This window comes from Paenibacillus sp. 01T422 (genome assembly GCF_056398785.1).
On record NZ_JBFTQB010000009.1, the window covers coordinates 1 to 19,752 of the forward strand.

The window sequence follows — 19,752 nt, forward strand, 5'->3', positions numbered from 1 at the left end:
ACCGTAGACATCAAGATGCCTTGAATCATGAAGAATAATTTGAAAAACAACTAGGAGGGAATGATCTCTATGAAATCAGATGCGTATGGAGTAACAGATACATCTCAGAATCAATCAAGTGGCAATAGTCAGCGACAAAAGCAACAAGAGCCCCTCTCAGGATCGAAAAAAGTTAAGAATCGCAACCATTCTAGAAATAATGGCCATGGGGAAGGCGCCGGTCACGGTCATTAATTATTTCCCCCTTAGATGATTAAAGTTCGATGAACCGGACATACTATATTTGTCGGTGAGCAGAGAGGTGTGGTTCCGTTGGAGCATTCCGCGAAACAACCGTTGCATAGAGGACTTTCATACCTGTTATAATCAGGCTGGAGGGGATGTGCCAAAGACACTTACCGTGTTTTATAAGCAGATTTTCCTAAAGGTTTACGTGTAACATGTTTAAAAGAAATCAAAAAAACACCGACAAAAAAGAACCCCTTAAAAAGGGTTCTTTTTTTCGTTTATTTCTAAGTAATCCGCTGATGGATCAGAATGAGCAGGCCGCGTTTTTCGATAAAGCAATAATTTAACGCCGCCGCCGATAAGAATCACGGCTACGATTAACGTTTGGCCGAAGTTGTTCAGCCAGTACATGTAATTCGCATTGGGGAACAGCTGATATAGGAACTGGACAATGACTTCCTTGAATACATAGTAGCCTCCAAGGAGGATGAGAACGACGCCGATGGAGCGATGATACGCTGTCCAGTTTTCGACGATAGGTTTATCTACCAATGTGCCGTTTTCGTATCTCGAGATACTCTGTAACCCATCGAAGAAGCTGAAGAACCACAGAATAGGAATCAAGAAGAAGAAAAAAGACAGCCGCAGTACGTCCAGTACATAAATGGAGAACAAGAAGATCGCCATCAATTGTATGCCTCGTTTATTCATCGATAGATATAAGTGAGCAGCACCTGGGAAAATGGCGATAATTGTTGCCAATGTTCGGTTCTTGCGGCCAGAATCATCGCCTAAATGGAAGTCATCGAAAAGGCTGCGATCCACAAGCGCTAGACCTGCTTGCTTACGCTCTTGCTGCTTAAGCGCATCGAACATGGTGTAAAACCACAGTACGGGCATAGCCAGGAGAAAAGCAACGAAGCTATTGTTATTGGTCATCATGGTGACGAAAAAGACGAGAACGGCAACCCCAAAGAACGAAACCATAGCGGTTAAGCCGCGCTGCATGAGCCCCAGCTGGAAATGACCAAGTCCAGGGATGAAGGAAAGCAGCATCATTCTCGTTCTTTCTTGCTGCGCGGCAGCGTGAACGGCGTAAGGGTTAGGCTCCCAAGCGGACATGTGATCGTAAGGCGGTTCAGCTCCGTAGGGCGCTCCATGCACCCCATGCGGTCCGTAATAGGGTTGGGAACGCAGCAGGTAGACGATCATATCCACCATATTGACGACAGCGACGAGAGCTGCGAAGAGGAAGAGCAGAATGAAAATCTCATTATTATTATGCGCGTGAAAGAAAGCTATGCCAACGAAGATGAGAAAAAGGGGACCAAAGAACCCTACTCCGTATAGGATGGCACGTAAGACCCGATTCATATAGAGATGACCCGCCCCGGGGATGAAGGACAACAGGAAAGCGACGATGCTGCTTTTATTAGGCATTAAGTGTATGAACCTCCTTGTGGCTTATTTTTTTTGCAGAGTATCCAGCCAGGTTAACGTTTTATTTAACAATTGGTCCGATAGGGGTTGATCGATTTTATGGGCTGAAGGAGGAGCGGGTTGCAAAGCGCCTTGAGGTCCCAATTCCTGTGATAATCCGTGGAAAAAGCCAGTGGCCACTAAAATCAGTGTAGCTGCCGCRGCAATCCCATAATGCAGTATTGTGGAGTGGTACCACGAACGTTTGGTTCCTAACGTTCGTGTGAGCACGGTATCTACATAAGCTCGTTCATCCGTTTCTAGTGTAGGCAGTGTCATTGTCGTTTGCTCCATACAGCTCATGTACCGAGTCAAACAATCGTCACATCGGTATAAATGATGCTCCATTTCACTGATTTCATTTGGCAGCAGCTGCTCATTGATATATAGAGCCCAAGTTTGTTCATCGTAATGTTTCACATGAAATCCTCCTCCTTCCAGTTGTTGCGGAGCCATTGCTTGGCCCTATACAGCTTAGACTCGATCGTTTTCACCGTTACCCCGTGGGCACTTGCTATATCTTGATAAGACTGATGTTGAATATAATAGGCCGTTAATACTTCATGGTAATTGGCAGGAATTTGGTGGAGTTTCTGGCGGACAAGCTCTGTGGTCTCCTTCATCAACACTTCATGTTCCACACCGTTCGTGGCATAAGTCGAGGCTCCCGCGGTTTGGACGGCTTGCATCGGAACTTCCATCTCTGCCGTCATCTCTTCCCTGCGTCTGCTGGCCGAGCGTTTAAAATCAATAGCCCGATTCACCGCTATGCGGGTCATCCAGGTTTTGAGTCCTTTCATCTGGTACTGAGGGAGGGAGAAATATATTCGGGACCAGACGTCCTGCGATAAATCTTCGGCATCTTTCGTATGGCGTACAATAGCGTAGATCGTCTGGAACAAGTATTGACGATAAGTCGCAACAAGTTCTCGGAACGCCGCCTCATCACCATTCAATATGCGTGTTACAAGCTCTTGTTCCTGAATGTGCTTCTCCTCCTCTCCGCATGAATAGACGAAGGCGACGATGGGTACCCCTGCACTTCGCTCAAAAAAAAGAGCGAATCGCGTAGATTCGCTTATTATCGGTTAAAGCGCAGCGGTAGATCCGCTGGATGGTGCTGCGGGCATCTTAGGTGTGTTTCGTACGAACCACTGAGACAGAAGTGCGCTGAACACTCCAAGGATACCAAGTACGATAAAGCCCTGATTCAATGAGAACCAATCCCCGATTACGCCCATGAGCACAGGACCTACGAACATCCCTAGTCCATAGATGGCCTGGAAAAATCCCATCGCCGTTGCCCGCTTTTCCGCAGGCATATGTTTAATACTCATTCCCATCAGCAGTGTAAAAGAAAGCCCCCGTCCGAAGCCGGCAAAAGCTTGGGTCACCATAAGCACCCATAAATGATGTGTAAAAGGTATTGTGAATGTAAAAATACCCATGAGGACGAAGCCCCAAACAACCATTCGCTTCTCGCCATATTTAGCTGCCCATTTCCGCCCACCGAATAAGGAAGCTAGCGCAACAGGGACATTGGCGAATAAAGCGAGCAGCGATAAGGAGAATTTATCGGCGCCAAGCGCTGTGGCATATACGGGGGTAAACCCGAAAACCGTGGCGAAGATGAGCACCTGCGACAAAATAGCCAATAAGGACACGAAGAGGAGCGTACGGTCTGCAGCCACATCTCCGATGGCACGCATTGTGATTTTAGGCGCATCAGGCTCTATTTTTTCAATTAAAAAGAAAGAACCGATGAACCCGAGCACCCCTAACAGCGCTCCTAGAATAAAGGCCGCCTCCCAGCCGAGTGAATCTGCTGCCCATCCCGCGGAGAGAATGCCGAGCACTTGCCCTAAGGAGTTGAAAAAGGAGATCGTTCCGATCGCTTTCGTCGACTCTTCGTGTTTATAGTAGCTCGTAAATAGAACGGTGAAATCGACCCAAGTTGCTGCGGCTGCACCTGCTAGTGCCCGGAGAATCAAAATCCACGTGAAATCGTGAGTGAACCAAAGTCCTAGCCCGCCGATGGCTGTAAAAAACAGTCCAAACGTAATAAAAAGTTTTCGTTTGTGAAAGCGATCCGACATGATGCCGACTGGTATGCGCAGCAGCATTTGGGAAATCCCATACATGCCAACGATCCATCCCGCCAGTTGGTGATTCCCGCCAAGGAATTCCACATAAGGGGCCATGATGGGAACGCTCGTATACATGGACATCCAGAACAACAAGGTGACTGCGCAAAACAAAGGAATGCGATAAGAGCTTGGGATTTTGTTAATTGTCACGGAGAGCTCCTTTCAGACCTAAACTATTACCGTTTTATTATAGAACATCGACTATGGCAAGGCTATAATTCCTTGTTTGCAAAATAAGGCAATAGGTGGAAATTGCTTGGAAAACCCTTGATTTCCCGGTATAACTAGGTCACAAAAATGGATCATTGTAGGAAACAGGCGCACCATGTAAATTGAATCTTGTCGCCAGGCATTTAGCTGCCAGCTGACATCATCACGATGAGAATGGAGGAATACAAGTGGGCGCGAGTCGATTGAAACAAGTCTGGTCAGGCATCGCTCGGGACAAATTTTTATATGTGTTAGCGCTTCCGGGGCTGCTCTACTTCCTTATTTTCAAATATGTGCCTATGTGGGGAATCGTTATATCCTTTCAAAACTATTCACCCTATCAAGGCATGTCGGGGAGCCCGTGGGTGGGGCTGGAACACTTTCAGCGGTTCTTCTCCAATCCGGATTTCTTCACACTCTTCCGAAATACGCTAGCAATTAACGTTTTATCCCTAGTGCTCTTCTTTCCGCTGCCGATTCTGTTATCCCTAATGCTGAATGAAGTGCGCCATATGTTTTATAAGAAAATCATTCAATCGATTGTGTATTTACCTCACTTTTTATCATGGGTCATTATCGTAGGGATCACTTTCCTACTGTTTTCGACGGGTGACGGGGCTATCAACCAAATGTTAGTTGCCATGGGCTTCGATAAAGTCGATTTCTTAACAAATAAAAACTATTTCTGGGGCATGCTGACGGCTCAATCCATCTGGAAAGATGCCGGTTGGGGCACGATTATCTTCCTTGCGTCGATGGCGAGCATTGATCCTCAATTATATGAAGCGGCTAAAATGGACGGCGCCGGCCGGTTCCGCCAAATGTGGCACATTACTCTGCCAGGTATTCGCTCTGTTATTATCATTCTTCTAATTCTACGGATCGGTCACATCATGGATGTCGGCTTCGAGCAGGTCTTCTTGATGATGAACGGGGCTGTGTCCGAGGTAGCGGATGTGTTCGATACTTATGTGTACAGGCTTGGTGTGAAACAAGGTCAGTTTAGTTACAGTACGGCTGTCGGATTGTTCAAATCAGTTGTTGGCTTGCTGCTAGTTATTGGAGCGAACAAGCTAGCCAAGAAATTTGGCGAAGACGGCGTTTACTAGAAAGGGAAGGAGGAATCCTAGATGTCTTCTGAACATGTATCTACAAATATTGCTTCCAAAGGTGATCGCGTCTTCAACGCGGTGAATGCCATTCTACTAGGGATAATGGGAATTATTACATTCTTTCCGCTCTATTATGTGTTTGTTGTTTCGTTCAGTGATCCATCCAGCTATATCTCCAGTGAATTCAAGCTACTTCCTGCCAAATGGAGCTTGGCATCTTATAAATACCTGATGTCTACCGATGCCTTTCTGCATGCTATAGGAAACAGCGTATTCCTAGCTGTAGTCGGGACAGTGCTTAGCTTGCTGGTAACCTCCTGTCTGGCTTATGCGATTTCTCGTAAAAGGCTTCAGGGCCGTAAGTTCATCATGCTGCTCATCCTGTTAACGACCCTGTTTAATCCGGGGATCATTCCCCCTTATCTGTTGGTGAGAGACTTGCACTTGATTAACAGCACATGGTCGCTCATCCTGCCCGTCCTAACAAGCGGCTGGTATGTGCTGCTGATGAAAGGTTTCTTCGACAGTATTCCGGCGAGCCTGGAGGAATCAGCGCGTATCGATGGTTGCAATGATATCAGCGTCTGGTACCGCATTATTTTACCGCTGTCGCTGCCTTCTCTTGCTGCTTTCGGGCTGTTTTATGCAGTAGCTTACTGGAACACCTTCTTCACAGCTCTTCTCTATATCAATGACTTCACGAAGCAGCCGCTTCAGGTGTTGCTGCAAAATATGTTGATTGACGCTTCAACGGCAGCTGGTGGCGGTGCCGCGGCTGAAATGATGTCCGAGCAGCGGATTCCTCCGGAAACGCTCAAGATGGCGGCGGTCGTTATTGCGACCATCCCAATTTTGTTGGTATACCCGTTCCTGCAAAAACACTTTGCCAAAGGTGCAATGGTAGGTTCGGTTAAAGAATAGGTAATTGATGATAATTTGGGGAGGTTGTACAATAATGGTTATGAAAAAGAAAGCAATAAGCGTAGTAGCATCCACCCTTCTAGTTTCCTCTGTGCTCGCTGCATGTGGAAGCAAAGATAGCGCACCTGCTAGCAGCGCGGGAGAAACAGCATCCGCCAAGCCAACCGATATCAGCATTATGACAATGTATTACACACCGGAGCCTCCGGGGCCGGACAATGTGATCGTCAAAGAAATCGAAAAGAAAACGAATACAAAGCTCAAAATCACTTGGGTTTCACCAAACAACTACGCTGATAAAATCAACGTAACACTAGCTTCAGGCGATATTCCTGATCTGATCTTGCTCGATGATCCGTTCAGTGCTCAAGTACGCGGCATGGTTGCTCAAGGCGCCTTCTGGGAACTGACTCCGATGCTCAAGGACTATCCGAACTTGATGGAATACCCGAAGGAATCATGGGACAACACCAAGCAAGCTGATGGTAAAACGTACGGTATCCCGCGTGCTCGTCCTACGGATGGCGGTGGTTTCCCTTACCTGCGTAAGGATTGGCTCGATACGCTACATTTAGAAATTCCGAAAACAACAGATGAACTATATACCGTCTTGAAAGCTTTTGTTGAGAAAGATCCAGATGGCAACGGGAAAAATGACACCATCGGTTACATCGGCTTCGTCGATCAAAATGGTATGGCTTACATGAATCAGCTGCAGAACAGCTTCACGAAAGTCAATGGTGACTGGAAGCTTGTAGACGGCAAATTGGTCAACGTGAACGTGCTCCCTGAAATGAAGGACGCGCTTACTTGGATGAACCGTGCTTACCAGGAGAAATTGATTCCTGAGGATATCGCTGTGCTCAAGAATACACAGGCCAAAGATTTGCTGAAAGCAAACCGTGGTGGTGGCTTCCAGGATACGGCTGAAGCTGCGTGGGAACCAACGGAAGAATTGCGCAAAACGAACCCGAAAGCAGACTTTATTCCACTAGTTTCGTTAAACGGCTATTCGAACAAAGATAGCGGATTCTTCGGCATGTACGCTATACCGAAATCTGTTCCTGAAGCGAAAGTGAAACAATTGTTGAAATTCATGGATTACGGCGCTACGCAAGAAGGTTATGATCTAGCGAGCTTTGGTATGAAAGATGTCCACTACACAGAGAAAGATGGCATCAAAACACCGACAGAGCAAGCAAAGAAAGATATTGTAGCCCAACAAGCGTTAGGTCAAATTTTCTTGAAATATGATAAGTACCTGCGTGCTTACCGGACAGGTATGCCGAATGACTATTTGGAACGCAACAGAAAAATCATTGATGAGAAAGTGAAAATCAGCGCTGGTGACCCTTCGCTAGGTCTAAATTCCGATACAAATCAAAAGGTTGGTACGGAACTTAGAAAGAAAATTCAAGACATGAAAACCAAAGTCATTATGGGGAAAGAATCGCTCAGCGCATGGGATAGCTATGTAGCTAAGTTGAAGACAGATCCAGATATGGTGAAAATCACAGAGGAAATGAATGCGGCTTATCAGAAACGCAATAGCGCGAAATAAATAAATACCACCCCCCCGACGCCTAAAAAATTGCGGCAGTCGTGGGGGATTTCGGCATTTGATGAAAGAGGGACAGATGATGTGGAGTCGGTGGAGGCAGAGTTGGTATTGGTGGACACAACGTTCCGGCAGGGGGAATTTTTATCGCAGAAGCTTGATCTTGGTGTTGTGCATTACCAGCTTGCCTACAGCCATCATCGGGTACACTTCGTATATTACGGGACGTGCTCATATCGAGAAAGAGATTATGCGCAACCATGATACCCTGCTGAAGAAAACAATGGATCGTATGAATGATAATCTGGCTCAGCTCGAGCTGGCTGCTACGCAGTGGTCTCTGGATAGCAGAATGGATGCCAGAATTGCCAATACGAATCTAAAAGATGAATACAACACAACGCAAAATCTGTATCGATTTCTAGGTCTCATGAAGGGTGCGTACCCTTTAATTGACCAAGCGCAGCTATATTTGGATCGGCAAGAGCCCGTTATAATTTCGGATAGCGAGGGGATTGTTCCGATTGCTGCGCAGCAGGAGCGGGACATTTTCCACACGTTAATGAAGCAAGAGAGAGGGGTCTTCTGGTGGGAGTCTCTGCCTAAAGGAAATGGGAAGTCAGACACGACCTCCATTGCCCTTATCGAGAAGCTGCCTAGCGTAGGGGAACCTTATGGGGCTCTTATTTTATATTTAAACCGTGAAAAGCTGGTAGAAATGGTTGAAGAAATGGCCACAGATCCCAATGGTGCCGCGTTCCTGATGAGCAAAGACGGACATATTATCGTCTCCCCAAGCAATGGAAATGAAGAACATGTTCAATTAGAAGCTGCTGTCAGGGAAAGCGTCCTGGGCCAATCGGAAGAAATAGGCTCTTACATCCTAGATCGAAAAGGTCAGTCTTACTCCGTCGCATTCGGCCAGTTCTCACGTTCAGGCACACTGTGGAAATTCGTCACGGCGACCTCCTTATCGCAATTGACGGCCCCCGTGGAGTTTATGTCTAGAAGCATGCTCAGTATTGGGGGAATCGGGCTTCTCCTGGCTGTACTGCTGTCGTGGGTGGCCTCTAAGCGGATTTACCAACCGATTGTACGGCTGGTGAATGTGATTAAGGATTATAAGCCGACACAGGAGAGCCAAGAGGATGATCTTGCCTTTATTGAGCAGGAGTGGAGGCATCTAAGTCAGGAGAGTAGAGTGCTGGAATCCAAGCTGGATAAGGCCTATCCTGCTTTAAGGTCCGCTTTCCTTTTGCAATTGGTTCAAGGACACTTTTACTCTTTAAGCGAGTTGGAGCTAAGAGGTCGGATGGAGAGCTTCGGCTGGCAGACGGAATCCCAGTGGTTCGTACTGCTGCTGGTGCAAATCAGCGGATTTGCCAAGGAAGATGGCCGGTTCCTCGAAAATGAGGAACAACTGGCAACCTTCGCCGCAGCGAATATCGCGCAAGAAATCGTGAAAACGCAAAGCCATAACGCGGAGATCATGAATTTCCAGGATATGACCGTAGGGATTCTGCTCTCCTACCCCATGGATGATCGGACGAAACAACAGGCCAAAGACGAGCTGTATCTATTAGCGGATGACTTGGGACAAACCATTAGCTCGCTTCTGAAAATGCAGACCACCGTTTGCATGGGGCGTTTAACGGCTAACGTGCAGGATCTGCCGCAGCTTTTAGTATTTTTACGCAGCTCCATCCGCTACCGGGATTTGAAAGCAGACCATCAAGTGCTTGATCTGGAGGAGATGCTCCCAAGCACTAATGACGATGTGCATTATCCGTTTGCTTTGGAGAAAGAGCTGATGCAAGCCATTCGTATGGGACAAAGCGAGCAATCGCTGAGCTTGATCGAGAGCTTCATTCATGAACTCGTGCGCCAGTCGAGCAAAGAAAAGATCCTCCAGGAAGGAGCGATGCAGGTTCTCGGTAGTATGCTGCATACCATGCTGGAGTCAGGCTTTAATCCGCATCATTTCTTCGAGGGCTATAATCTGTACGAACAATTGAATCAACTTCGGGAACCGGAGCAGATGGTGCGCTTTTTTCAGACGAAGGTTATATCCCCTTATATTGAAGGACTGAATGAATACCAGGACATCCATATGAAGCGGCTTGTGGAGCGTGTCACAGAGCGGATTCAGGAGCGTTTCATGAGCAGCGATATATCCTTGGAGGAATGCGCAGACGCTTTTAATACGACGACCTATGCGCTAAGCAAGGCATTCAAGCAAATCAATGGCGTGAATTTCATCGACTATTTGATCACTCTGCGTATGGATAAGGCCAAGAAACTGCTCGTCAGCACGGACCTCAAGGTTAATGAGATTGCTGAGCAGATTGGGTATCAACCATCGTATTTTATACGTCTTTTTCGAAAATATGAGAATATGACGCCGGGACAGTATCGGGACCGGATGAAATAGGGAGCCTGCCGCTTTTCATGCGAATAACCCTCCATATAGCGACTTCTTTTGTCGCGGAGGGATATATTTCACACCGAGACGCTGGCTATGCTGCACTTTATACAACATGAAATCGGTTTTTATCTAGCAATTGTCTGCTTCATTGCATTAAGTACACTCATTTTGACTACTACTCCTCCCTCTCCAAAACGTTGCACAAAGTACAACGGAACAGCAAACTGAAGGCTTACCTCAGTCTTTTTGTTGTACTTTGTGCAACATAGCATATGCTTTTTCCTGAGTACTACTGCTCAGTGCCCCTGCCTGCCAATTTGGGGATAACCCTCTCTCTTTTTCGTTGTTAATAACGTTCGAATAAGTCGGTATTTATGCTCATGTTAGTATCGCTGATTGACTAGGCGGTCCTTATTAACATGTGGATAGGTAGAAAAAATTGAATTTTTGCAGGAATTTTCTAGAAATATTAGAAATATTACAGGAGGCAATAACAAGCTAATTTGGGTCGGGGAGAAAATTTTTGATGAAAAAAAAGAAAGTAATTGTGTCTATGTTAGCCTTTTTCTGTTTGGCTGGTGTCGTCCATGCAGCAAGCCTTCATGGTGACTATATGGGGGCTCCGATCGTGAAAGTTTTATTCGGGGGGAAAGAACTTCAAGTTGAGGATGTGCCTGCTACTATACAAGATGGCAGAACTGTTGTGCCGCTGTACCTATTGAAACAAACCGGGGCATCGGTGACGTGGGATGCTGAGAAGTACACCGTTGATCTTGCATTCCCTCAAGTAAGGGAAGATACCGCAATGAAAGATTTTGCAGCTACTATTCCGTCATTAAATGAGAAAGCCAAAGAATATCAGGGCAAAAATGTCCAGCTTATCTATAATGAGTACGGCGTCTATTTAAAAGTAGATTTAGAAGTGTCAAATGATTCTAATGCAAATAACGATCATATCATTGCGCTCTCTGGTTTTTTGGTTAATTCACCTGTAGATTCAATGATAGTAAGCATTATTTATAATAACTTGGTTACAAACTTTGTTACAGTCAAACGATCAAATGCTGAGGAGTTCAGTAAGAGCAGTAAGGATTACCATGCAGGATACGATTTTATGAGGACTTGGAGCTCTCAGCGCGTAGACAGTACAACCGATTTATCTGTTCCCAATAAACCTCAACCAACTCCTACACCGCTGCCTGTGTCAAATTCGCCAGTTGCAGGTCCGAGATGTCAGGAGATCATTGCTCTTTATACAGCGCAGATACAGAATGAAGTAAATCAGTACAACGCAAATCTTAGTAATCATTCTGGTGCTATTATTGGCTATGTAGATAAACTAAAAGAAAATATGAAAAAAGCATTAAAAGAAAATGGTTGTCCGGAGGATTGAAAAAAACGCCAGTTAGCGGCTTATACCGTTAACTGGCGTTTTGTTGTATACGCGCCCGAGATGATTCGAACATCCGGCCTACAGTTTAGGAAACTGTTGCTCTATCCTGCTGAGCTACGGGCGCATGGCAAAGATTATGATAGCACGAAGCCTTATGTGGTGCAACCTTTTGAGTGGCAAGATTCAACGTGTAAGTGAATTTCGCTTAATGCATCGAGCGTTGGGGAACTACAGGGCGCTATTTGAGCTAAGAAAGCAGATTCCCTTGATCAAACGGAACTACAGGGTCCTATTTAGCCCAAATAGCTTACATGCAGGCTAGAAACGCTAAAATAGCGGACCACAGTTCCTCTTCCTCGCTAAAATGCTCAATATCCGGTGAATAGCGGCTTATAGTTCCCTCCCGTTCGCCGCAATAATGCGAGGCCACCGCCTGCCTACGCAGCTTGCTCACCCTCACGCTTATTCCTTGCCGCGCAGCTTCCGGAAAAACTGCGTCAGCATCGTCGCGCACTCCTCTTGCAGCACGCCGCTGACCACATCGACCCGGTGATTGAACCGGTCCTCCTGCAGCAAGTTCATCAACGTTCCCGCGCAGCCGGCCTTGGGATCGGTTGTGCCGTAGATCACTTGCGGAACGCGAGCTTGGACAATCGCACCGGCACACATCGGGCAAGGCTCTAACGTGACGTAGAGCTTACAGTCAAGCAAGCGCCACGCCTGCAAATGCTCGCTAGCCTGCTTAATAGCAATCATCTCAGCGTGAGCAAGAGGATCCAGCGTAGTTTCACGAAGATTGTAGCCGCGGCCGATGATTTGCCCTTGATAGACAACAACGGCACCAATAGGCACCTCTCGAATCGCTTCGGCTTTACGTGCTTCCTCTATAGCCGCTTTCATCCAAGGAATATGCTCCATATATTCATCCACAGGGGGACACCTCACTCAAAATAATCTTATCCACATGTGAACAAAGGATCGAACAAATATTCGTTGTTAACAACCTGTGGATAACAATGTGCATAACTCAAAAAGTTGTGGATATTTAATTCTTTAAACATTCATACAACAAATACCAGATGTATGCAAGAGATTTAGTTGATAATAGGGAAATCCATCCGTATAATGAGAGGTAACGTAGGTCTTTTAGACCATATAATAGGATATTGCACGACAAAGCATGACATTCATTCGCAGGGTTCGATAATGGCAAACTTGCTGAAAGGCAAGGACGCAAAGCCGAGGGTCTACGGTTCCGATGGAACTACGACAGCCTGGTTACCGAAAATCGATGCTTTTTTTAGGTTGAGGTAATAGGCTGTTCCCGGCAAAGGGGCAGTCTATTTTTTTATATGGAACGCGGGGGAGGGTTGATCAACAAAATGGTTAGCAAGCAAAAATCTGCTAAGTTTTATGGCAGCAAAGAAGGGTACGACGCTGATGTAATGATTGACAGCAAAGCGATGCTGAGCAAGGAAGATTTCGTAGCCACAGGCGTGTTGACCTACGCACTCGGTGACATCATTGAAGTGGAGCTGCCGGAATATCATGTATTTGCGCTGGGAGATAAGTGTAAAATGACGGTATACACGAAATCCGGGCTGTTTGTTATGGATACGACCGTTGTGGCCAAAGATCAAGGTTCGTTAATTGTCCTGAATCCTCCGGAAAACCGCAGGAAGTTTACGGAAAAGCGGGAGTTCCCTCGCGTAGATGTGAAGAATGAAGGGCTTCTTTTTGGACTTCAAGACAGAAATAAGAAACTGAAACATCAGTTTGAAACACCGATTCGATTCTCTATCAAAAATCTATCAGTCAATGGTTTAGGATTCACGATTAATGAAAATGTGATGCTTGAAAAAGTTATTCAAAAGAACTCTCAACTGGAAGTGGAGTTAATTTTGGGCTTTTTGGTGCCATGTACAATGGAAATTGTTCGGCAAGAAAAAACGAATGATGGCTATTATTACGGGGCCAGTTTTACCAGCATCCCCGAGGAAAAAACGAACGCGCTGCGCGGATTTATTTTAAAAAATCAGATTGAAACGTACTTCGTCCAGAAGCGGGAAAATGAAACGAAAAAAGCACTGGAAAAAAAGTCTGCGGCTAATCAGTAGCCTACAGGCTTTTTTTTGCGTTCCAAGTACTATATAATAAGAAGGATGATTTTCGAAAATTAAGGAGTTGTAACTACGATGGCTTTGAAAGCAGGTATCGTCGGTCTACCGAACGTAGGAAAATCGACATTGTTTAATGCAATTACACAGGCGGGGGCAGAATCTGCAAACTATCCGTTCTGTACGATAGATCCGAATGTTGGGGTAGTTGAAGTACCGGACGAGAGATTGCAGAAGCTGGTAGAGATGATTGTCCCTAAAAGCATTGTTCCGACAGCCTTTGAATTCGTTGATATTGCGGGTTTGGTGAAGGGCGCGAGCAAAGGCGAAGGGCTTGGAAATAAATTTTTGGCACATATTCGTGAAGTGGATGCCATTGTGCATGTTGTCCGTTGTTTTGAGGATGATAATATTACTCACGTTTCCGGTAAAGTAGACCCGATTGGCGATATCGAAACGATTAATCTCGAATTGATTTTGGCTGATATTGAGTCTGTTGAGAAAAAGATCGAGCGCTCCCGCAAAAACCTGAAAGGCGGCGACAAGAAAGTTGTTGCTGAGGTTGAGTGTCTGGAACGCATCAAGGAAGCTCTTTATAACGATCTGCCAGCGCGCAGTATTGATTTGAGCGATGATGAGAAGCTGCTCGTGCGCGATCTTCACTTGCTGACAATGAAGCCGGTTCTTTATGCGGCCAATGTGAGCGAAGACGAAGTATCCACAGCAGATGAGAATCCATTCGTCAAAATCGTTAAGGAGTACGCGGAGAAAGAAAACAACGAAGTTGTTTCGATCAGCGCGAAGGTAGAATCCGAGATTGCTGAGCTCGAAGAAGAAGAAAAAGCAATGTTCCTCGAAGAGTTGGGACTTCAAGAGTCCGGCTTGAATAGATTGATTAAAGCAGCTTATCGCAAGCTTGGCTTATATACGTATTTTACAGCTGGGGTGCAGGAAGTTAGAGCTTGGACGATCCGCAAAGGAACGAAAGCTCCCCAAGCGGCTGGCGTGATTCATACCGATTTCGAGCGTGGATTTATTCGTGCCGAGGTTGTATCTTATACGGATTTGGTAACAGCTGGCTCCATGAATGGCGCGAAGGAAAAAGGGCAAGTTCGTCTGGAAGGTAAAGAGTACGTGGTGAATGACGGCGACGTTATGCATTTCCGATTTAATGTTTAATTTATAAAAAATAAAGAAAGGAGTGATCCGTTATGTTGGATCGACTTCAGTCCGTAGTGGACCGCTATGATAAATTAAGTGAGCTACTGTGTGACCCGGATGTGACGAGTGACACAAAGAAGCTTAGAGAGTATTCGAAGGAACAATCCGATCTTCAGGAAGCCTACGATGCTTATAATGAATATAAGAGCGTGAGCGAGCAGCTGGCAGACGCGAAAGCGATGCAGAACGAGAAGCTGGACGATGAAATGCGTGAAATGGTGAAAATGGAGATCGATGAGCTTAGCGAGCAAGCGGCTAATCTGGAAGAACAACTCAGAATGCTCATGATGCCAAAAGATCCGAATGACGATAAGAACGTCATCGTTGAAATTCGTGGAGCGGCAGGCGGCGATGAAGCTGCGTTATTCGCAGGCGATCTTTACCGTATGTATACCCGCTATGCGGACGCTCAAGGATGGAGAACGGAAATTCTCGATGCCTCCGTGAACGATTTGGGCGGATTTAAAGAGATTATTTTCATGATCACAGGAAAAGGCGCTTTTAGTAAGCTGAAGTTTGAGAGCGGAGCGCACCGTGTGCAGCGTATTCCAGTAACAGAATCGGGGGGACGTATTCATACCTCCACTTCGACAGTTGTTGTGATGCCTGAGGCGGAAGAAGTTGAGATCATTATTAATGATGCGGATATTCGCGTGGATACATTCTGTTCGAGCGGAGCGGGCGGTCAGTCCGTTAATACGACGAAATCAGCGGTTCGCGTGACGCACGTGCCTACAGGCATTGTTGCAACATGTCAGGACGGCAAATCGCAAAACTCCAATAAGGAGCAAGCGCTTCKCGTACTGCGTGCACGGATTTCCGATAAGATACGTGAGGAAGAGGAAGCGAAATACTCAGGCGAGCGTAAAAGCAAAGTCGGTACAGGTGACCGTTCGGAGCGTATTCGCACGTATAACTTCCCTCAAAGCCGGATTACGGATCACCGGATTGGTTTGACGCTTCACCGACTAGATACGGTTCTTAACGGCGACATGGGAGAAATCGTGTCGGCGCTAACGATTGCCGCGCAGTCGGATGCTTTGGATAATGGGGAGCAGGCAATGTGATGCCGACTGCCTCGAAAACGATTAGAGAAGCCTATGTAGAGGCTTCTTCTTTTTTAGGGAAGCTGGGTGTAGCCGAGGCGGCTTCCTGTGTGGAGCTTTTACTGCAGCATCTCCTGGGCTGCAGTCGAACTGAGCTGCTGTTCCGCTTCCAGGAACAGTTTCCTGCTCAGCTGGAGGATGCTTGGCGCCAGCTAGTGGAGAGGAAGGCCGCGGGTGAGCCGGTACAGTATGTAATCGGCGAGCAAGATTTCTACGGCCTTACGTTCGCAGTCAGCCCGGCGGTATTGATACCGCGGCCGGAGACGGAGCTGCTCGTGGAGGCTTTGCTCCACGAGGGCTCGCGTCTGTTCCCGCAAGGCGCTCCGCTGCTTGCGGATGTTGGCACCGGGAGCGGTATCATCCCGGTGACCGTGGCTCACGCGCGCCCGAACTGGCGCGTGGCTGCCAGCGACATCTCCGCTTCAGCGCTGGAGATGGCTCGGTCTAACGCGCAGCGCCACGGCGTGGCTGCGCGGGTGGAGTGGCTCGAGGGCGACCTCCTCGAGCCTTATATTGAGCGCCGGATCGCTCCGGATATACTGGTGTCTAACCCACCGTATATTCCTGATGGCGAGCTCCCGGCGCTGATGCCGGAGGTGCGGCTGTTCGAGCCGCACACGGCTTTGTTCGGCGGTGTCGAGGGACTCGACCTGTACCGCCGGATGGTTGCGCAGCTGCCTTTGCTGCCGCGAATCCCGACCGTGGTCGGGTTCGAGGTGGGCATCGGGCAGGCGGAGGCTTTGGCGGCGATGCTCCGCGCCGCCGCTGATTGGGAGGAGATCCGGTTCGTGCCGGATCTCCAGGGGATTGATCGCCACGTGATCGCGATCAGGGCGCGGGAGGTTTAGGGGTTGGCTCTAGCTCCTTCTGATCACCGACCCTTGGCATTTATACAGCTCTCCCTGCTTGGTTTAGTTATTTGGGAACTATAGTCCGCTATTTTGCCATTTTCGGTCGAAAAACATGCAATGGGGGTCAAATAAGACCCTGTAGTTCCCTTTAGAGAGGAAATAGCTCATTTTCCTCATAATAGAGTACTCTGGTTCCCTTAAGATGAGCACAAGCGGAATTCATGCTAGTTTTTTGAAATTTGTTATTAGCTCTCAGTTCCAACTCTATCAATTCTACCAAATTTAAATAGATTGCTAGGTTTAGCCTCTCCTCTTTTTGCCTATACTGGCTAGTAGAAGCGAAGGGAAAGGGGCTTTTCCTCATGGTAAAAAGAACGGATCGTCATTCATTCAAGCACTTATTATTCGTGGCTTTTGCACTTATTGTTATGATAACTAGTTGGGAATCCAATCGTACGAATGCGGCGGTTATTTCGCCTACAATACCGGAAGAATCTATTCGCTTGCGTATTCTAGCAAACTCTGATTCGGCACAGGATCAGGCGCTGAAACGCGAAATTCGCGATGCAATTATTGTGCGTATGCAGGACTGGGTTGTAGGTCCGCACTCATTGGATGAAGCAAGAGCGGTAGTATTGGCTCATTTGCCGGAATTCGATGCGCTTGTCGGACAGATGATTGAATCCCGTGGATATCGTTATACGCATACGGTTGAACTCGGCAAAGTCCCTTTCCCAACGAAAATGTATGGTAACGAAGTTTACCCTGCAGGTGATTACGAGGCGCTTCGCGTCACGATTGGTAGCGGGGAAGGTCAGAATTGGTGGTGTGTGTTGTTTCCGCCGCTTTGCTTTGTAGATTCTGTTTCAGGAGAAGCGGTGGCAGCTGCCGCTGTTGTTGCCAAAACAGAAGGGCAAGACAAGATTAAAATTTCGCCTACAACACCTACAGCAAAAGATAGTAAAGCAGCCCAGCCAACGGTCAAACAGGCCAAAGAAGTGAAAGCAAGCAAGGAAGAGCAAGTGCAGCCTGCTACAGTTGCAGCTAATGTAGACTCACAGCCCCAAGTGAAATTTTTCGTCTGGGAAATGATCAAAAAAATCGTTTCATGGTTTAGTTAATACGTGTTTGAATACGTGGTTCAATAAATTGTGTAACACTTAGTTAGTTAATAACTATATTTCATTTTGGAAGTAAGGATGATAGATCGTGACAAAATACTGGAAAGTGGACACGAATAGGGTTAGTAGCAGCGATGGAGAATTATCAGATGCCGCAGCGCTTCTGCGGGACGGACACACCGTGGCTTTCCCCACGGAAACGGTATACGGCCTCGGTGCTGATGCTACGAATACCTCTGCGGTAGAGCGCATTTTCTCAGCCAAAGGACGGCCATCGGATAATCCACTGATCGTCCACTTCGCGGACATCGGACAACTCTCAGATCTCATTGATCCAGGGAGTGTCACACCTGATCATAATAGGCTTATGGAGGCCTTCTGGCCTGGCCCTCTTACTATTGTGCTGCCTGTGAAAACAGGCAGCATTTCGCCTTTGGTGACTGCCGGTCTTACGACGGTAGGCGTGCGTATACCTGATCATCCGGTGGCTCTGGAGCTGCTTCGTATAGCAGATCTTCCGATTGCAGCGCCAAGTGCCAACAGTTCTGGCCGACCGAGTCCTACATTGGCTTCACATGTTCGAGATGATCTTGACGGCCGAATCGGAGGTATTGTGGATGGTGGAGGCACTGGTGTAGGTGTTGAATCAACGGTGATTCAGCTTGTAGATGGGCAGTTGTATATTTTGCGTCCAGGCGGCGTTACGGCAGAGCAGCTGCAATCCACGCTGCCTGCTATTCGAATTCATGAGCCTGAGCGGGAAGATGTGCAAATATCAGAAACTCCCCGTGCTCCGGGAATGAAATATACGCACTATGCACCGAAGGGATATATGCATATTGTATATGGAGACGAAACTGCTGCAGTGACTGCTTGGATTCAGCGCGACATTCATGCCGCTATGGAGCGAGGGGAATCGACGGGTGTTCTTACTTTTGAGGAGAGAGCTTCTCAGTTCGAAGCCGATTTGGTCATTGCCTGCGGCTCGTTAGCTGAGCCAGAAACGATTGCTCAGGAGTTGTACGCGGCATTAAGGCAATTTGACCAGCAAGGAATTCAGTATATTGTCGCTGAGGGCTGCCCAGAAACGGGGATTGGTCAGGCAATTATGAATCGTCTGCGCAAGGCAGCCGGTCACAGGCTTGTACGTGTTTAGCTAGCATGATTCCCAGTTTGTCCGCATATCTTGATTAAGAAAGCGGACAAGGGGGATAGCACTTATGCTCGTAACTGGTGTTGAATTTGGACAGATAATCACCATATTCATCATGGCGATAGCCTTGGGTTTGGATGCTTTTTCCTTAGGAATCGGTATCGGTATGAAGGGGATTCGCTTGCTGGATATTTTTAAAATAAGCATGGTGATTGGTATTTTTCATATCATAATGCCGTTAATGGGCATTTTTATGGGGCAATATGTCTCGCTCCTGCTTGGTAATGTGGCTACTGCAGCTGGTGGCTGTTTGCTCATTCTTCTGGGCTCGCATATGGTATATAGTTCGATTCGTGGAGAGGAAGCGACCTCTTTTGATCATAGATCCTTATGGGGGCTTACGATTTTTGCGCTTAGTGTCAGTATAGATTCATTCTCGGTAGGCGTATCCTTAGGGATGTTTGCGACGGATATTCTGCTAACCGTGCTTGTATTTGGTTTGTTCGGCGCGTTGCTCTCTGTAGCTGGATTATTGGTTGGCAGACGGGTGAACGGCTGGATTGGCGAGTATGGCGAAGCGTTTGGCGGGCTTATTCTGCTCGCGTTTGGGATCAAGTTTTTGCTATGATACAATAGAGGTGGAGCAGCAGTCTCTGCTTATTTTTACCTAGTTACGCTTACTTAGAAGTTTTTTTAGGAGGATCTCATGT

General features: G+C 47.1%; 19 protein-coding genes, 1 tRNA gene and 1 riboswitch. Of the genes, 13 read left to right on the plus strand and 7 right to left on the minus strand.

What is annotated here, in order from left to right:
• Positions 1-69: 69 nt before the first annotated feature.
• Positions 70-234: a small acid-soluble spore protein P gene (locus tag AC1DUA_RS01155; RefSeq protein WP_379174283.1), complete on the plus strand. Its 165-nt coding sequence runs from the start codon at positions 70-72 to the stop codon at positions 232-234.
• A gap of 249 nt (positions 235-483) precedes the next feature.
• On the opposite strand, the gene AC1DUA_RS01160 is transcribed toward AC1DUA_RS01155, so the two are convergent.
• From AC1DUA_RS01160 to AC1DUA_RS01175, 4 genes are all read right to left on the minus strand, one after another.
• On the minus strand, positions 484-1,668 hold the full coding sequence (locus tag AC1DUA_RS01160) for a hypothetical protein (protein ID WP_477497974.1): 1,185 nt from the start codon (positions 1,666-1,668) through the stop codon (positions 484-486).
• Between the two features lie 24 nt (positions 1,669-1,692).
• Positions 1,693-2,127, minus strand: a complete 435-nt coding sequence (locus AC1DUA_RS01165; protein ID WP_477497975.1) for a hypothetical protein — start codon at positions 2,125-2,127, stop codon at positions 1,693-1,695.
• Positions 2,124-2,663 carry a sigma-70 family RNA polymerase sigma factor gene (locus tag AC1DUA_RS01170; RefSeq protein WP_477497976.1) on the minus strand — a complete coding sequence of 180 codons (540 nt, stop codon included), beginning with the start codon at positions 2,661-2,663 and terminating at the stop codon, positions 2,124-2,126. Before AC1DUA_RS01170 ends, AC1DUA_RS01165 begins: the two co-directional genes overlap by 4 nt.
• A gap of 132 nt (positions 2,664-2,795) precedes the next feature.
• Entirely contained in the window at positions 2,796-4,004 is a 1,209-nt protein-coding gene (locus tag AC1DUA_RS01175) for an MFS transporter (RefSeq protein ID WP_477497977.1), read from the minus strand.
• Between the two features lie 248 nt (positions 4,005-4,252).
• Here AC1DUA_RS01175 and AC1DUA_RS01180 point away from each other — a divergent pair, with 248 nt between their 5' ends.
• The 5 genes from AC1DUA_RS01180 to AC1DUA_RS01200 all read left to right on the plus strand — a co-directional run bounded on the left by AC1DUA_RS01180 (position 4,253) and on the right by AC1DUA_RS01200 (position 11,473).
• A complete protein-coding gene (locus AC1DUA_RS01180) occupies positions 4,253-5,173 on the plus strand; it encodes an ABC transporter permease (RefSeq protein ID WP_477497978.1) in 921 nt (306 codons plus the stop codon).
• Between the two features lie 21 nt (positions 5,174-5,194).
• Entirely contained in the window at positions 5,195-6,097 is a 903-nt protein-coding gene (locus AC1DUA_RS01185) for a carbohydrate ABC transporter permease (protein ID WP_477497979.1), read from the plus strand.
• Between the two features lie 34 nt (positions 6,098-6,131).
• A complete protein-coding gene (locus AC1DUA_RS01190; protein WP_477497980.1) occupies positions 6,132-7,658 on the plus strand; it encodes an extracellular solute-binding protein in 1,527 nt (508 codons plus the stop codon).
• Positions 7,659-7,719: 61 nt separating this feature from the next.
• Positions 7,720-10,086: a helix-turn-helix domain-containing protein gene (locus AC1DUA_RS01195; RefSeq protein ID WP_477497990.1), complete on the plus strand. Its 2,367-nt coding sequence runs from the start codon at positions 7,720-7,722 to the stop codon at positions 10,084-10,086.
• Between the two features lie 520 nt (positions 10,087-10,606).
• A complete protein-coding gene (locus AC1DUA_RS01200) occupies positions 10,607-11,473 on the plus strand; it encodes a stalk domain-containing protein (protein ID WP_477497981.1) in 867 nt (288 codons plus the stop codon).
• A 50-nt stretch (positions 11,474-11,523) separates the two neighbouring features.
• Here AC1DUA_RS01200 and AC1DUA_RS01205 read toward each other — a convergent pair.
• From AC1DUA_RS01205 to tadA, 3 genes are all read right to left on the minus strand, one after another.
• Positions 11,524-11,597, minus strand: a tRNA-Arg gene (locus tag AC1DUA_RS01205).
• A gap of 183 nt (positions 11,598-11,780) precedes the next feature.
• Entirely contained in the window at positions 11,781-11,927 is a 147-nt protein-coding gene (locus AC1DUA_RS01210) for a hypothetical protein (protein ID WP_477497982.1), read from the minus strand.
• 8 nt (positions 11,928-11,935) lie between these two features.
• Positions 11,936-12,391 carry a tRNA adenosine(34) deaminase TadA gene (gene tadA / locus AC1DUA_RS01215; RefSeq protein ID WP_477497991.1) on the minus strand — a complete coding sequence of 152 codons (456 nt, stop codon included), beginning with the start codon at positions 12,389-12,391 and terminating at the stop codon, positions 11,936-11,938.
• 280 nt (positions 12,392-12,671) lie between these two features.
• Positions 12,672-12,759, plus strand: a riboswitch (cyclic di-GMP riboswitch).
• A gap of 96 nt (positions 12,760-12,855) precedes the next feature.
• On the opposite strand from tadA, the gene AC1DUA_RS01220 reads away from it, so the two are divergent.
• From AC1DUA_RS01220 to AC1DUA_RS01250, 7 genes are all read left to right on the plus strand, one after another.
• Complete coding sequence (locus tag AC1DUA_RS01220) at positions 12,856-13,590, plus strand: PilZ domain-containing protein (protein WP_477497983.1); 735 nt, start codon at positions 12,856-12,858, stop codon at positions 13,588-13,590.
• 78 nt (positions 13,591-13,668) lie between these two features.
• Complete coding sequence (gene ychF, locus AC1DUA_RS01225) at positions 13,669-14,769, plus strand: redox-regulated ATPase YchF (protein ID WP_477497984.1); 1,101 nt, start codon at positions 13,669-13,671, stop codon at positions 14,767-14,769.
• Positions 14,770-14,801: 32 nt separating this feature from the next.
• On the plus strand, positions 14,802-15,878 hold the full coding sequence (gene prfA, locus AC1DUA_RS01230) for a peptide chain release factor 1 (RefSeq protein WP_477497985.1): 1,077 nt from the start codon (positions 14,802-14,804) through the stop codon (positions 15,876-15,878).
• Positions 15,878-16,765, plus strand: coding sequence for a peptide chain release factor N(5)-glutamine methyltransferase (gene prmC / locus AC1DUA_RS01235; protein ID WP_477497986.1), 888 nt, complete (start codon positions 15,878-15,880; stop codon positions 16,763-16,765). The genes prfA and prmC overlap by 1 nt, the downstream gene beginning before the upstream one ends.
• Before the next feature lie 365 nt (positions 16,766-17,130).
• Entirely contained in the window at positions 17,131-17,889 is a 759-nt protein-coding gene (gene spoIIR, locus AC1DUA_RS01240; RefSeq protein WP_477497987.1) for a stage II sporulation protein R, read from the plus strand.
• Between the two features lie 88 nt (positions 17,890-17,977).
• Positions 17,978-19,045, plus strand: coding sequence for an L-threonylcarbamoyladenylate synthase (locus AC1DUA_RS01245; RefSeq protein WP_477497988.1), 1,068 nt, complete (start codon positions 17,978-17,980; stop codon positions 19,043-19,045).
• Between the two features lie 64 nt (positions 19,046-19,109).
• Entirely contained in the window at positions 19,110-19,670 is a 561-nt protein-coding gene (locus AC1DUA_RS01250; RefSeq protein ID WP_477497989.1) for a manganese efflux pump MntP, read from the plus strand.
• The last annotated feature ends 82 nt before the right edge of the window (positions 19,671-19,752 follow it).